A 14,489-nucleotide genomic window follows, 5' to 3' on the forward strand; every position below is an offset into this window, starting at 1 on the left:
CATGAAAAATTCATCATTAACCATAAAAGCGATAGTTTATTTGGCACTCGTGTCAACTATGGCTTTGTTCTCCTGCAAAAAAAATCAGTCGGCAGGGCCGCCTACTATCACCGGTTTCAGGCTTTACGCGCAAAGCCCGCTGGATTCAGTTATTGCCGAAGACGCTGATATAAAAGCCATACGACCGGGCGATATGATTGTTATACAGGGTAATAACCTTGATAACATGCGCGCTGTATTTTTTAACGGCTTTCCGGCGGCAATTAACACCGCATTCAGTTCAAAAAACAACTTTGTTGTAGAAGTACCGGGCAACATACCATTTGCCACAATCCCGGAAGCTGATTTTAATACGGTTAAAGTAGTAACTGAAGGCGGAACAGTAATCAAAAAATTCCCTATTGTTGCGCCAAAACCCATTATTACCGGAATATCCAATGAAATGCCTAATCCGGGGGAAACGATAACACTTTACGGTTCGGGCCTGTTTGCGGTTACCAAATTAACGCTGCCCGGCAATATAGATGTACCGGTTACCGGAGTTGTTTCTGATCCGGGGGGCGTATCTGCTGATTTTGAGTTACCTGCAGGTTTTACTAACCAAAGCGGAACTATATCGGTAGAAACAAAATACGGAGTATCTACCTCCATAGCAAAGCTAAATGATGCCACCGGTATGGTATGTAATTTTGATGACTTAAACGGTTTTGATGCCGGCAATACTACTGCAACTGTTATCAATAGTTCAAGTTTATACCCGGGTAACCACGGCAATTATGCAAGAATGAACGTGGAGAGTATGCCCATCGGTGATTGGAACGACTGGCAGGCGGGGCGCAGGCTGGTTCTTAATTATTTTCAATGGGTACCTGTAGGCCAGGTAAATGCCCCTGCTGCTAATTGGGCTGTTAAGTTTGAAATATATGTTAAAAATCCATGGTCCGGCGGATGTATGTTTTTGCACGATTGGTCATGGGGATATACCAGCAGGTACGAACCATGGAAATCTGCAGCTACCGGCGCCTACCAAACCACGGGCTGGGTAACCGTAACCTTACCATTATCCAGTTTCAAAAGCAAACCGAGCACCGGCCCAACTGCTGGCATAGATGGCACAGGCGAAGCAAAAGCAACGGTTGGCGAATTGATTGGCAGCAGCGGGAATAACAGGTTAGGTTTTTTCTTTAACAACGCCTTAACACCTGTTACCAATTTTGATATAGCAATCGATAATATTCGCGTGGTAAAAATTAAATAATTAAAACTGTCAATTAGTTATGCAAGTTGCCCGGTAAGCCAAGTGCCCCAGGCAATTTGCTGCCAGTACCAGGAGGTGTTATTTTTAAACACCCGTCCAAAAAACAGCAAAATAGTATTATTAATGATCTTGATACTATTAGTTTGTGATAGTAGAGAATGTGCATACTTGTGCAAGATGATAACAACGGTTAGGGAAGGATAATATCACTTGCCACAACATTATACAATAATAAAAAATCGGTTCAAATTTTTTATGATGCGATACCCGGCCGCCCCAATTTATGCACACCATCTATTAAAACAATATGTCAAATAACTATAACATGACCATCAAATCCCTTTTACTAATTCTTTTTATTGGCTTAGCAAATCACAGCTTTGCGCAGGAGGCCAAAACAGCTACGCTTAGGCAACGCATATCTTTAGATAACGACTGGAGATTCGCTTTCGGCCATCCGTACGATACTAAATTAGATTACAATAACGGCACGAGCTACTTTTCATACATCACCAAAGCAGGATATGGCGACGGTGCCGCAGCAACTAAGTTTGACGACAGGTCGTGGCGAAAATTGAACGTTCCGCATGATTGGGCTGTTGAAGCTAAGTTTAGTTCAAATGGTAGCTACAGCCATGGATTCAAAGCCATCGGCAGAAGCTTTCCGGAAAGCAGCGTTGGCTGGTACCGCAAAAAGATACAGATTGCGCAAGCGGATTACGGAAAGCGGATTACCATTGCATTTGATGGTGTATTTCGTAATTCAATTGTTTGGGTTAATGGGCAATATTTAGGCAATGAGCAAAGTGGTTATAATGGTTTTGAATATGATATTACAGATTATTTAAACTACGGCGGCGATAATACCATTGCAGTACGCGTAGATGCTACGATGGAAGAGGGCTGGTTTTATGAAGGTGCGGGTATATACCGTCATGTTTGGCTAAACAAAACTAATACTCTACATGTGGCCACCAATGGCACATTTGTAACTACGGATGTTAGCGGAAATAATGCTGCAATTACAGCCAAAGTAACTGTAAGGAATGACGGAAAAACAAACAAAAATGTAACACTACTCCAGCAAATATTTGATCAGAAAGGCAAGTTAGTGGTTGCTAAAACATCCGGCTCGGGTACTGTGCCGATGCTTAAAACATACGATGCAACCGATCAGTTGAGTATTCATAATCCCACTTTATGGTCGGTAGATCAGCCCTATCGCTATAAGCTGGTAACTACATTGATGGATAACAATGTACCTGTAGATCGTTACGAAACGCGCTTTGGTATACGCACCATTAGTTTTGATGCAAACAAGGGCTTCTTTTTAAACGGTAAGAGCCTGAAAATTAAAGGCACCAACAACCATCAGGATCATGCTGGTGTGGGTTCGGCAATGCCGGATGAGCTTCAATATTTCAGGATAGCAGCCCTAAAAGGCATGGGTAGTAATGCGTACCGCTGTTCGCACAATCCACCAACACCTGAACTTTTAGAGGCTTGTGATAGTTTAGGCATGCTGTTGATAGATGAAAACCGCCTGATGGGTATCACAGATTATCATTTGGGCGCGGTAAAAAAGATGATTGAGCGCGACCGTAATCATCCGAGCGTTATCAGTTGGTCAATCGGCAACGAAGAATGGGGAATAGAGAATTCTGAAGTAGGTGCACGCATAGCAACAACCATGCAGGCGTATGTAAAAAGCTTAGATACCACCCGTTCAGTTACAGCGGCCTTTAGTGGCGGCTGGGGTAATGGTATCGCCTCAGTTATCGATGTGATGGGCTACAACTATTTGGGTCAGGAAAATCCTGATGCGCAGCATAAAAAGTATCCATGGCAAAAGGGGTGGGGTACCGAAGAAGGATCTACTTTTGCCACCCGCGGTATCTATTTTACTAATGACAGCCTGCACTATAGATCTGCCTATGATGCCCCGCCAAGGCCTAAGTTTTACAGCATAGAGAACGGCTGGAAGTTTTATGCCGAGCGTGACTTTTTAGCAGGAATGTTTATCTGGACGGGTTTTGACTACCGCGGAGAACCAACCCCTTACAGTTGGCCCTCAGTCGGCTCATACTTTGGTATGCTCGATCAATGTGGTTTTCCGAAAGATAATGTATGGTATTTGAAGTCGTGGTGGGGGAGTAAACCTATACTGCACCTGTTGCCTCACTGGAACCTGAAAGGCAAAGAAGGCCAGCCTATAGAAGTTTGGGCATACAGCAATTGTGACGAAGTGGAGCTGTTTCTTAACAACAAAAGCCAGGGGCGCAAAACTATGCCCAAAAACGGGCATTTGGAATGGACTGTAAGTTACGCACCGGGTGAGCTTAAGGCGGTAGGATACAAGGCAGGAAAGCAAATATTAACCGAAACGGTTAAAACCACCGGTGTGGCCAGCCAGATTACCTTGTCAGCCCATAAAAATACGCTGAAGGCAGATGGAAAGGATATTGCCATCATCACAGTAGGCGCGGCAGATAAAAAAGGTTTGCAGGTACCTGATGCTGAAAACCCGATAAGCTTTGCATTAAAAGGCCCCGGAAGCATAATTGGTGTGGGGAACGGTAATCCAACCTCTATTGAGCCTGACAAATACTTACCATTGTTGGTTAATCTGCCTATCGAGAATTTTAGCGAATTGGCGGTAAACGATACAGTAAATCGTCCTGAAGTGAGCGCTGAATTTAATGACAGCGCGTGGAGAAAGGCATTTAGCAGCCGTTATGACACCACCAAGAAAGCCTGGGTTTACAGAGGCAGTATCAATTTAGCCTATAGCATGACCAGCCAGCCGCTTAAGTTTTATTATAAAAGTATTGGCAAAAAGCAGTCCATCTACGTGAACGGAAATTTAGTTGCAGCAAACCTGAATGAAAACCCGGAGGGTGATGAGATTACTATTGATAACAAATTTTTAAAAGCAGGGCCTAATTCTATAGCCATTATTACAATACCACTGCGTAAAAAGAACGACTGGGATAACCTGAATACCGACCCGGGGATAATTCAATTTGCGCAGCCCGCCGGTGTGTGGAAAAGAAAGCTTTTTAGCGGCCTGGCTCAAATTATTGTTCAATCAACAGGGGAGGCAGGCAAGGTTACACTAACGGCAACAAGTGCAGGTTTAAAAACCCAAAGCATTGATTTAACTGTTAAATAAGGTTATTTTAATAAACCTGCATTCTTTTTTGATTCAGATAAGGGAAGCGTTCTGTTACTGATTATTGTGTCTATCACCAATATAAATTCAAGTAAAACCAATGTGTTGCAGGCTGTCATAAGCCGGCTTGCAGCATAATTGGGTATGGTGAATTTTATGTTTTAAACCAATAAAACCAAATAGATATGAAAACAAACACAAAAAAAATCATCTGCGCACTGGTCGTTTTTTCACTTGCATGGCAAGCTTGTAAAAAGGATTCGCGTGCGCCGGAAGGTGACAATTCGCAACCTGAAAAGAAATCAACCTTAAAAACGGCAGCCACAACCATTACCAAAGAAGCTGAACAGGGAACACTAACCAATGGTGCATCTGTTGTTAGCAACTCAGCAAGTTCAGGCGGGGCTTATGTAAATTTACAAGGCGGCAATGTAAGTGTAACTGTAAATGTACCCAGTAGCGGTAATTATGATGTATATATACGTGTAGCGGCTCCGTCAGGCGTTAAAACAAATAATTATTATATCGATAACACAACCGGTAGCTTTACGGTTCAGCAAAGCGCCAATTATCAAGACTTTAAACTGGCAACTGCAAATCTTGCAGCCGGTAATCATACCATCCAAGTTCGAGCCAATTGGGGATGGATCAATGTTGACAATGTTCGGCTTGTTAGTGTTAGCGCAGCAACATATAATTTAAAAACAACCCTGGCCAACACGGCTTCATCCACAGCAACTCAGCAGCTTTTTGCCTATATGCGGCAACAGTTTCGTACAAGGGTTATCTCGGGGCAAACCGATGGTGCAGAATTTACATTCATAAAAAACCTTACCGGAAGAACACCTTTACTACGCGGGTATGACATGCAGCCCTATAGTCCGCGCTACCCGTATTCATGGGATAGTTCATGTGGTTGCCAATCGTTTGGTGCCAACCTAAGTGCAACAAATACTAATGATGCCATTGCCTGGTATAATAACAACGCCAAAAAACCAATAATACAATTTCAATGGCACTGGCATTCGCCTATGGGTGGCTCACCCGGCACAAATACTTTTTACACCAGCGATACTAACTTTGATGTTACAAGAGCAGTAACCCAGGGTACAGCGGAATATACCGCAACAATAAGGGATATTGATGCCATAGCTGTACAATTAAAAAAATTACGTGATGCCGGTGTGCCGGTTTTATGGCGCCCATTGCATGAGGTTGGCGGCACGTGGTTTTGGTGGAGTGCAAAAGGCCCTGCTGCATTTAAATCGCTTTGGAACTTAATGTATGACCGTTTAACCAACTACCATCAGTTAAACAACCTGATTTGGGTTTGGAATGGCAATGATGCAAACTGGTACGTTGGAAACGATAAATGCGACGTGGCCAGTATAGACTATTACGGTACACCTTTCACATATCCGGTTGTAAAAGATGAATATGATAAGATTTATGCAATAACAGGCGGAACAAAAATTCTCGGCATGAGTGAGAACGGGTCTATTCCGAATATTGACCAAGCCTTTTCACAGGATGTAACCTGGGCTTTCTTCATGACCTGGTATGACCACATTACCAGTGCTAATACTAATGCCATGGTACAATCCTTTTACACAAACCCAAAAGTAATTACGCTTGAAAACAGGTAGTTATGTTATTGAGTAACATTGTAATTAGTTGAACAGGTAAAAGCGTCCATACGTTAATGGTCGCTTTTACCTGTTTTTTTGAACTGATATTAACTAACAAACAGCACCGCCATTTAAAGCATGGTAACATCAACCCAATTTTATATATATGAAAAACATCTGTTTAAGCGGAGTATTTCTGCTTTTGTTCGTTAGCAGCTACGCCCAACAGAAGCAGGTAGTTGCGCAAAAACTCGACTATAAGCCAAACCTTAAAGTTGCCGGAGCGAGTGAAGCCGGAATCAAGCGTATCGACTCATTGATGCAAAGTTTTGTAGATCAAAAAAAAGTAAGCAGTGTAGTGGGCTTTGTCGCCAAAAATGGTAAAGTAGTTTATAATAAAGCTTTTGGCTTTAAAGATTTGGAAAATAAGGTTCCGGCAAGTGTTAATGATTATTACATATTGTTTTCGCAAACCAAAGCAATAACAACCGTTGCCTTTATGACGCTTGTTGAAAAAGGGCTGATTTTCATTAACGATCCGGTTTCCAAGTATTTTCCGGAAATCTCCGATCAGTTAGTAACAGCCGTTAATGATGACGGAACATTTAAAACCCGGCCCGTTGCACAACCCATAACGTTTGCGCATTTAATGTCACATTCTTCGGGCATCAGCGCGGGTTTGGCAGGCAAAATACGGCAGGCAGATATGCAGAAGCAAAAGGATGCTGCGGCTGCTCCGGGGCCGGGGCAGCGAACAGGAGGGGCAGGTACGGCGAGATACCTGAAGGACGATATGACTGTGCTGGCTAAGTATCCTTTAGGGTTTGAACCGGGGAGTGACTGGAGTTACCATATCAGCACCAATATGCTGGCCTATATGATAGAACGTATATCGGGCAAAACATTACGCGAATACGTAAAGTCGTCGGTACTTGATCCATTGGGAATGACCGAAACTGATTGGTATTATGCTCCTTCGGCACGCAACCGCTTTGTAAAAGCATATAGCGCTGTTGACGGAAAGCTCGTGCCTGAATCAAACAAGTATAGTGAAACTACCATAAGCACCGACCAAACGTATGCCGAAGGTGCCATAGGGTTAAACGGCCCTATTGGCGACTATGCTAAATTTTGCCAGATGTTATTGAATAAAGGAGCGTACAATGGTCATCGGATTTTAAAACCAGAGACGATTGATCTCATGACAAAAGTTAACCGTTTGCCGGCCACAAACTCTGGAGGTAAGGGCTTTCAATTCGGGCTTGGGTTTGAGTTGTATAATGCCGAAAAAAAGCCGGTGCCTGCGGTGTCTAACACAGCGTTTGCCTGGGGAGGGTTATACGGTACCGAATACATCATCGATCCTGAAAATAACATGATCGCCTTGTTTTATTTGAACATGCCCCGTCACGAGCCGCTTTATCCTTTATTCCTGGGCAAAGCCTATCAATTGTTTAAATAAAATCTTTGGTAAAGTACAAATGAGCGGAACTGTGCTATAAAAGGTGATGATCTGAATTAATATTATTCACAAACTATTGGTCATGAAACTGCCAATCATTCAAAAGGATATTTTCTAAGTAAAGGACTTAATAAACATGAAAAATGAACATTAATACACAAATACCTTGTCTGCTTAATTATAAAATAAAAAATGCAAACTATTTATTTTTAGGCTTATTTATTCTTTTTTCTGCCTGCAAAAAAAAGACTGAGGCCACTCCGGTTGCACCGCAATTAATAAGTAGTAATCCGGCCAATAATAAACAGGATGTAACACCCGACTTGAAGGAGATTGTACTCAGATTCGATCAAAAAGTTACGCTTTTATCCTCCTCAAAGGTTACATTCAACGAAGAGTTGATTACCTATGTGAAAATTGGCAGCGAAGGCGAACTACAGGTAGCTTTGCCCGAGTTAGAGTATGCTAAAACCTACACACTTGTTATAGCAGCCAATAGTATAAAAGGAGCTAACGGTGTGCTTTTTCCAACCGAAGTAAAATTGACATTCAGCACATTGGGTTTAGTTGCTGAAACACTACCTGCCATGCCGGCCGGCGGGCCCGATGGTGGAACGTATGACAAGCCTGGCCGCAACCCGGCAGGTACGGTTACTACTGTAAACTTTTATTCATCTGTGGCCGGGAAAAACGTTGATATGCTGGTTTATACGCCACCGGGATATAGCACCGGTAAAAAGTATGGTGTTATATACTGTTATCAAGGGTTGGGTGATAAGGCGGCCAACGTATTTAATGGCGATTGGGTACGTGCCGGTATCATCAGTGATAATCTGATCGGGGATAGAAAGATATCAAAAGGAGTAATTATCGTAGCGGTTGATGATCAGTATAATGGCAACTCCTCCAATGTTCAGGATATGACCATAACCGATGCAATTCCTTATATTGATTCACATTATTCTACTTATGCGGATGCTGATCATCGTGGTCTTTTTGGCTATTCGTGGGGCGGTGGGTATACGTTTAATGTTGGCGCTAAAAATCTTAACTATTTCCATTATATCAGCCCTTCTTCAGCAGCTCCCAACAAACAGGCAGATGATGTTTTATTTCCAAATGATGGAGCTGATGCTAAAAAGCTGTTAAAATGTTTGTTTATATCCTGGGCGCAGTATGATTATCAGGGTTTTATCAACCTTAACCAAGCTACAGTGAACTATTGTAAAAGCAAAGGTATTCCTCATGATTCATGGGTTGCCGGGGGACAAGGGCACAGTGGTGGTACATGGAGGCCGGCTATGTGGAATTTCCTTCAACTGGCAGACCGGGCCGGAATTTCGAAATGATGAATCAGCATGCAGAATATAAACCCGCAGGAAAGTTTGATGATACTTAATTAACAAGTTGTATGTAATATTTAACGATTGCAGCTATTTCTGTAGTAATATCATCAACTTATGCCTTACAAAGCAAGCCTGCCAAACTACAACCGTTAACATCAACCAGTTATATTAATAAAATGAGTAATAAGATTATTTCAAGGCATCTGCAATCGTTTTCACTGTGCCGGGCTATTGCAGCGCTATTGATGCTTTTTCCGGCAATTGTTGTAAATGCGCAATCTGTAAAATTTCCGAGTGGATGGTTAGATGGGTATGCCCATGCAAATGGTATCCGCATTCATTATTACCACGCAAAGCCGGCGAGCGGTAAACCTGTAATAGTAATGGTGCATGGTTATACTGATATCGGCCTTAGCTGGACTACCCTGACCCTGAAACTACAGGACGCTTACGATATTTATATGATTGATACCCGTGGCCACGGGTTATCGGACCCATTTACGGCTGCTGATAATGGAGATACAATGATCAAAGATGTGGTAGACTTTGTGCGGGTAATGAAGTTTGAAAAACCAATCTTAATGGGCCATTCTATGGGTGCAGCAACGGTAATGCGGGTTGGTGCAAAATATCCTGAGCTGGCAAAAGCAATTATCATGCTCGATCCTTTTGTAGGAAACCGTTCGCCCCTTGTTACGCCACAATTAAATGGAAATGCCCGCAAGCAAACTACAGTCGCACCAATTAGGCCTGGTATGTTTAAAAGCCCTGATACCCTGGTAGCACAGAACAATACAAAAATTGAAGACCTGATAGCAGCGGGGCACCGTCAAAACCCATTATGGGATAGTGTAGACGTGTATTACTGGGCTTTCTCAAAAAAACAGTATCATGGACCCTACACACCTGAGCAAGGGCAGGCAATGATGGGTACCATGAATACAGCGGATGCGCTTTCAAAAATTAAAGTGCCTTCACTTATTTTAAAAGCCGATGCAGCGCCTGAAGTGCGCAAGGCTAATGAAGAAGCCGCACGGGTAATGCAAAGAGGGCGACTGATACATATTGATGGCGCAGGCCATAATCTGCACCACGATAAGTTGCCAAAAACACTGGAAATACTAACTGATTTTTTTAAGACTTTATAAGATAGCTCTATGCCGGGTTTTTGGCCTAAGGTAAACTATAAGCTGATAATTTACAGGTTTATTAACCTGATTTTTTAAGAAGTATTTAATGATTGAATATATGAAAGACAATAATATTTTTTCTTTAGCATGGAATAAGTTAAAGGCTTGCGTATGCCTCGTTTTCCTATTACAAAGTCATCATGCGTCTGCACAAACCGAGTTAATGCCTTGGGGTAATATTATTGGTTATCGTATTGATGGCCAGTTGATGGAATTTGAAAGCAATTTAAGCGTAGTTAAAAATAACTGGCAGGATATAGTATCAACCGGCAAGGAGAAACAAAGGCCTAAGTATGATCGAAAAGGAACACAGCAGATTGTAACAACAACAATTAACCAACTATCATTCACTGAAACGGTAGAAGAAAAAGGCGCTAACAGTGCAGATATAAAGGTTAAGGTGCAGGCTACAGAAGACGCCGTTGTGGATGGTATATACATCATGTTTACCATTGCGGAGGTTGGTGGTATTAAAACACAAAATATACAAGCACTATTAACTGCGAAAACCACAATGCAGCAGAGCAGATATACCCACACACCCGTTAAGTTCATACGTTTTGTATCTGCGCAGCGCCAAATGCAACTAACATTTTCGGAACCCACCGCACTGATTTTTAAACGGGGAAACGGGGCCTCTGGTGGCAATCTACAGGTGTATATACCTATTCATACAGGCTCCCTGTCAAATGGGGCTATTGCAGAAAAAAGGATCACTATCAAATCATCTGGGGTAGTTGATAAAACTCCCGTTGTGTTGACGATTAATGCCAATGATGAGGGCAGAGCTTTTGATGGCCTGGGTGGGAATTTCCGTTTACAAAACCCTAAAACAGATCCACAGGTAATAGACTATTCATTACAGAACCTGCGTGTGGCCTGGGGCCGGGCAGAAATGCCATGGCGGTTTTGGCAACCCGTTAAAGACAGCAATCCCATCGACTCAGCTAAAGCAGGCAAAATACATCAACATGTAAAGGCTTCGATGGAAATTGCGCAACGTTTATATAAATTGGGTATGCCTGTTATTCTTTCTGCCTGGTCAGGGCCGGATTGGGCCATTGAAGGTGCTCCAAAGTTTCGACCAGGACCTGATGGCGTTTGGGGGAATCCTTTGAATAAAGACAATATGCAGGCAATTTATAAATCTATTGGTGATTACATCGTTTACTTAAATGATACTTATGGGGTGGAAGTCAGTATGTTTTCATTCAACGAATCTGACCTTGGTATTAATATACGCCAAACCGGGCAAGAACATGCAGCATTAATTAAAGGATTGGGTGCTTATTTTGAATCCAGGGGTTTGAAAACAAAACTGTTGTTGGGAGATAATTCAGATGCTACAACATACGAGTTTATATACCCGGCAATTAATGATGCTGCTACACATAAATATATCGGTGCAATTTCTTTCCACTCCTGGCGTGGATGGGAAAAGCAAACGTTGCAAAAGTGGGCTGATGCCGCAACAAAAACGGGTAAGCCGCTGATTGTGGGCGAAGGGAGCATTGATGCACAGGCATGGGGTTATCCGGCTGTATTTGAAGAACCTTTTTATGCGTTGGAGGAAATCAATTTATACACCCGCTTACTAAACATTTGCCAACCCGCCTCTATTTTGCAATGGCAGCTAACGGCTGATTATTCACCACTTGTTGGTGGGGGTATTTTCGATAACGACGAGCCGCTACGCCCAACACAAAGGTTTGGGAATTTGAAGCAATTGGCATCAATACCTGCAGGCTTAAAAGCATTATCTGCAAAATCCAACAAACCATCGGTTTCTGTTGCTGCCCTGGGAGATAAGGCCACAAAGATTTACTCCATTCAAATTGTAAATAATGGTCCAACCAGAACGGCAAATATTAGTGGCTTGCCACTTTCGATTAAATCATTAAACGTGTATGTTACGGATAAAACGAGGTCTATGAAGCAAGTAAAACCAATTACACTCAAAAATGGAAAAAGCAGTTTTATTTTGGAGAAAGGAACTTATACAACACTAACTAACAATTAACTTTCGTTTTTAAGCATCTAATCGGCACAAGCTCACCGCCAATTATGCCGATAGTAGAGAGTGGAGAGGATCTGAACATCTCCTTGTTTTTAACTGTAAACGCATTGGATTTCTATTGATCTCTATGAGTTTTATAAAAATTCAGTTTTTTTAATTTATACCTATTTATCGTCCATTTAAATACCGAAACGGGTGAAATATGAAAATTTTTATAATCATAGGTTTACATTTTTCAATTTAGGTTTGTGACCTATTTATAACTGAAGTTCCAGAACTATTTGATTTTAAAAAATAAATATTTTCTGTATCGCCAATTAGAGTTCTTCAAAATTGCTTTAATATTATTCGGGCAGTAGGGGGAGCTTTTCGAATCCCTTTTTTGTAGGATTTAAAAGTATTAGCTATAGCTAATTTAATGGTTCGAGTTTAGTCCTCTTGGGGCTAAACTCGAACCACTTGGTGAAAGATTTAACATTGCTTACCTGAATTTAAATAGTTCGATTCTCCTTCAAGCTGCTTAGGCGCGGTTCGTGATCTATACTATATAGTTTTTAGAGACCTAAATTATCATCACCTTGGCTATACTGACTTCATTCCCCAAATCGCCGTTTCACTGCAAAAAATGAACATGTTTTTTGAGCTATTAGTGAATGCATGGTGCATATTCGGCTATCCTTATTGTGAACTTTCTGTTGCGGCTACTATAATTTTTGCAACTGCTTCAGGTTGCGACATAAAAATCACATGGCTGCCTTTAATTTCGGTGATCTTAGCCTTAGCACGTTCATACATTGCTCGTTCTGTGGATGGGTTCAAAGCTTTATCCTGTGTCGCGATAATACCATAACTCGGCTTGCTTTTCCAGGCTACATTATGCACGGGTTCTTCAAAGCATTTGCCAATAATTGGCACTTGCGAAGCATTCATAAAGTCGCTTTGTGCTTTGCTTAAGTCACCGGCAAATCCCCCATGAAATTTAGCTGGATCGAAGTAAACATAACTGTACTGATCAGGCGTAGTGAAACCGGCATCAGGTGAAGCTGGTGCCGCGGCTACCCACTTTCCTGTTGTCTCTCCTTTATCGGGCATAAAAGCAGCAACGTATACTAATGCAGCTACCTTTTCATTTACGCCGGCTTCTGTGATTACGGTTCCACCCCAGGAATGGCCCACTAAAATCACCTTTCCATCTTGACGATCAATTACGCTGTTGGTAGCATCAACATCTGCTTTTAATGAGATTAAAGGATTTTGTACAATACTTACGTTATATCCTTTTTTTACGAGAATATCATAAACCGGTTTCCAGCCTGAGCCGTCAGCAAAGGCACCATGCACTAATACAATGTTTTTTATCCTCTTGGGTTGTGCATTCGCTACATGGGTTCCTAAGCTTACAAGTGATGCAATAAACAAAATAGTAAAAACTAATAAGCGGAGGTTTTCTGAAGATTTAATTGATGTTTTCATGATTTTATAAATGTTTTAATAGTTGAACATGAGTTATAGATTAGCAGAAGGTGAAGAAACAGATGTTTTGGCAGCGGCTAATATTTCGCCTGTATCCGGGTTCTGTATAAAGCCGATAAGCTCGAAATTTTGTGAATGAAATTCCTTCGGCAAAGCAATTGTCTCGTCGCCTTGTCCTTGGGGGCCTAAAGAAAATGTATGTAACTGCCGTACTATCTGAGCATGATTAAGGGTTCGACCTTCGTTTTCACCGGCTCTAACTTTGTTTACCGCATGTTTTTGTACTAAGGCAACAACCAATTGACCTTTTGTCGGCTGACCGGCTAACTGATAGTGAATGTTAATGCCTTGAGGTTTTTGTAGCGCCCTTAAGTTTAACGCAGTACCTGCTTTTTCATTTAGTGCAGTAGATAATGAATTTCTAATTGCTCTTTCATCTGAACCTACAAACTCCTGCTTGCCATTCACTATCAATTGGGGTGGATATACCTGACTGGTGAGCTTGCTATGGTACCAGTATTGCCTTTTTGAAAAATCAGGTCTGCTGAATATGTCTTTCCAGCCCAACCGGTTCCAATAATCTACATGGTAGGCCAAAATATAAACAGGTTTGTTGCCTGCTTCTTTTTGAACGCGTTCCAAAAGCTCTTCAGCCGGCGGGCAACTTGAACATCCTTCGGAAGTAAACAACTCTAACAAGGCAAAACCCTCGCTCGAATCAAAATTCAAAGCTTTGCTATTATTAGAATTCTGGCGGCTTACATACACAGCCGAAGTAAGCAACAGCACAATGGCGGCGCACATGGCTGAAAGTTTTATCATTTTCATAATTCTGATCTTTTTGATTTGATTCAAAACTATGGGCAGAAAGTGGCTGGGAAGAGTGAAACAAGGCTGAACCGGACACAACTGATCCTCAACCCCGAAAATTAAAAGGTGAAAG

General features: G+C 41.9%; 9 protein-coding genes. 7 read left to right on the forward strand and 2 right to left on the reverse strand.

The features are described 5' to 3' along the window. Window position 1: 1 nt before the first annotated feature. The 7 genes from LJ707_RS06535 (at window position 2) to LJ707_RS06565 (ending at window position 12,076) form a co-directional block, all read left to right on the forward strand. A complete protein-coding gene (locus tag LJ707_RS06535) occupies window positions 2-1,258 on the forward strand; it encodes a glycan-binding surface protein (RefSeq protein ID WP_228950007.1) in 1,257 nt (418 codons plus the stop codon). Window positions 1,259-1,565: 307 nt separating this feature from the next. Next, entirely contained in the window at window positions 1,566-4,430 is a 2,865-nt protein-coding gene (galA, locus tag LJ707_RS06540) for a beta-galactosidase GalA (RefSeq protein ID WP_228950008.1), read from the forward strand. A 185-nt stretch (window positions 4,431-4,615) separates the two neighbouring features. After that, the gene (locus tag LJ707_RS06545) at window positions 4,616-6,076 is read left to right on the forward strand and encodes a glycosyl hydrolase (RefSeq protein ID WP_228950009.1); all 1,461 of its coding nucleotides are present in this window, start codon (window positions 4,616-4,618) and stop codon (window positions 6,074-6,076) included. Between the two features lie 148 nt (window positions 6,077-6,224). Beyond that, window positions 6,225-7,520, forward strand: coding sequence for a serine hydrolase (locus LJ707_RS06550; RefSeq protein WP_228950010.1), 1,296 nt, complete (start codon window positions 6,225-6,227; stop codon window positions 7,518-7,520). A 143-nt stretch (window positions 7,521-7,663) separates the two neighbouring features. Beyond that, window positions 7,664-8,869, forward strand: a complete 1,206-nt coding sequence (locus LJ707_RS06555) for an Ig-like domain-containing protein (RefSeq protein ID WP_228950011.1) — start codon at window positions 7,664-7,666, stop codon at window positions 8,867-8,869. Between the two features lie 173 nt (window positions 8,870-9,042). Continuing rightward, the gene (locus tag LJ707_RS06560; RefSeq protein ID WP_228950012.1) at window positions 9,043-10,014 is read left to right on the forward strand and encodes an alpha/beta fold hydrolase; all 972 of its coding nucleotides are present in this window, start codon (window positions 9,043-9,045) and stop codon (window positions 10,012-10,014) included. A gap of 100 nt (window positions 10,015-10,114) precedes the next feature. Then, on the forward strand, window positions 10,115-12,076 hold the full coding sequence (locus LJ707_RS06565) for a hypothetical protein (RefSeq protein WP_228950013.1): 1,962 nt from the start codon (window positions 10,115-10,117) through the stop codon (window positions 12,074-12,076). Between the two features lie 675 nt (window positions 12,077-12,751). On the opposite strand, the gene LJ707_RS06570 is transcribed toward LJ707_RS06565, so the two are convergent. Both LJ707_RS06570 and LJ707_RS06575 read right to left on the reverse strand, forming a co-directional pair. Continuing rightward, window positions 12,752-13,546 (reverse strand): alpha/beta fold hydrolase, encoded by a 795-nt coding sequence (locus tag LJ707_RS06570; protein ID WP_228950014.1) that lies wholly within the window; start codon window positions 13,544-13,546, stop codon window positions 12,752-12,754. Window positions 13,547-13,579: 33 nt separating this feature from the next. Further along, on the reverse strand, window positions 13,580-14,374 hold the full coding sequence (locus LJ707_RS06575) for a thioredoxin family protein (RefSeq protein ID WP_228950015.1): 795 nt from the start codon (window positions 14,372-14,374) through the stop codon (window positions 13,580-13,582). Between the last annotated feature and the right edge of the window lie 115 nt (window positions 14,375-14,489).

Source organism: Mucilaginibacter sp. UR6-1 (assembly GCF_020880975.1).
In the GTDB taxonomy this organism is placed as follows: Bacteria; Bacteroidota; Bacteroidia; order Sphingobacteriales; family Sphingobacteriaceae; genus Mucilaginibacter.

Excerpts from the sequence above, each read along its gene's own strand:
- LJ707_RS06560 (WP_228950012.1), top strand. The coding sequence starts at position 9,043 with ATGAGTAATAAGATTATTTCAAGGCATCTGCAATCGTTTTCACTGTGC.
- LJ707_RS06570 (WP_228950014.1), bottom strand. The coding sequence starts at position 13,546 with ATGAAAACATCAATTAAATCTTCAGAAAACCTCCGCTTATTAGTTTTT.
- LJ707_RS06545 (WP_228950009.1), top strand. The coding sequence starts at position 4,616 with ATGAAAACAAACACAAAAAAAATCATCTGCGCACTGGTCGTTTTTTCA.
- LJ707_RS06550 (WP_228950010.1), top strand. The coding sequence starts at position 6,225 with ATGAAAAACATCTGTTTAAGCGGAGTATTTCTGCTTTTGTTCGTTAGC.
- LJ707_RS06535 (WP_228950007.1), top strand. The coding sequence starts at position 2 with ATGAAAAATTCATCATTAACCATAAAAGCGATAGTTTATTTGGCACTC.
- LJ707_RS06565 (WP_228950013.1), top strand. The coding sequence starts at position 10,115 with ATGAAAGACAATAATATTTTTTCTTTAGCATGGAATAAGTTAAAGGCT.
- galA (WP_228950008.1), top strand. The coding sequence starts at position 1,566 with ATGTCAAATAACTATAACATGACCATCAAATCCCTTTTACTAATTCTT.
- LJ707_RS06575 (WP_228950015.1), bottom strand. The coding sequence starts at position 14,374 with ATGAAAATGATAAAACTTTCAGCCATGTGCGCCGCCATTGTGCTGTTG.
- LJ707_RS06555 (WP_228950011.1), top strand. The coding sequence starts at position 7,664 with ATGAACATTAATACACAAATACCTTGTCTGCTTAATTATAAAATAAAA.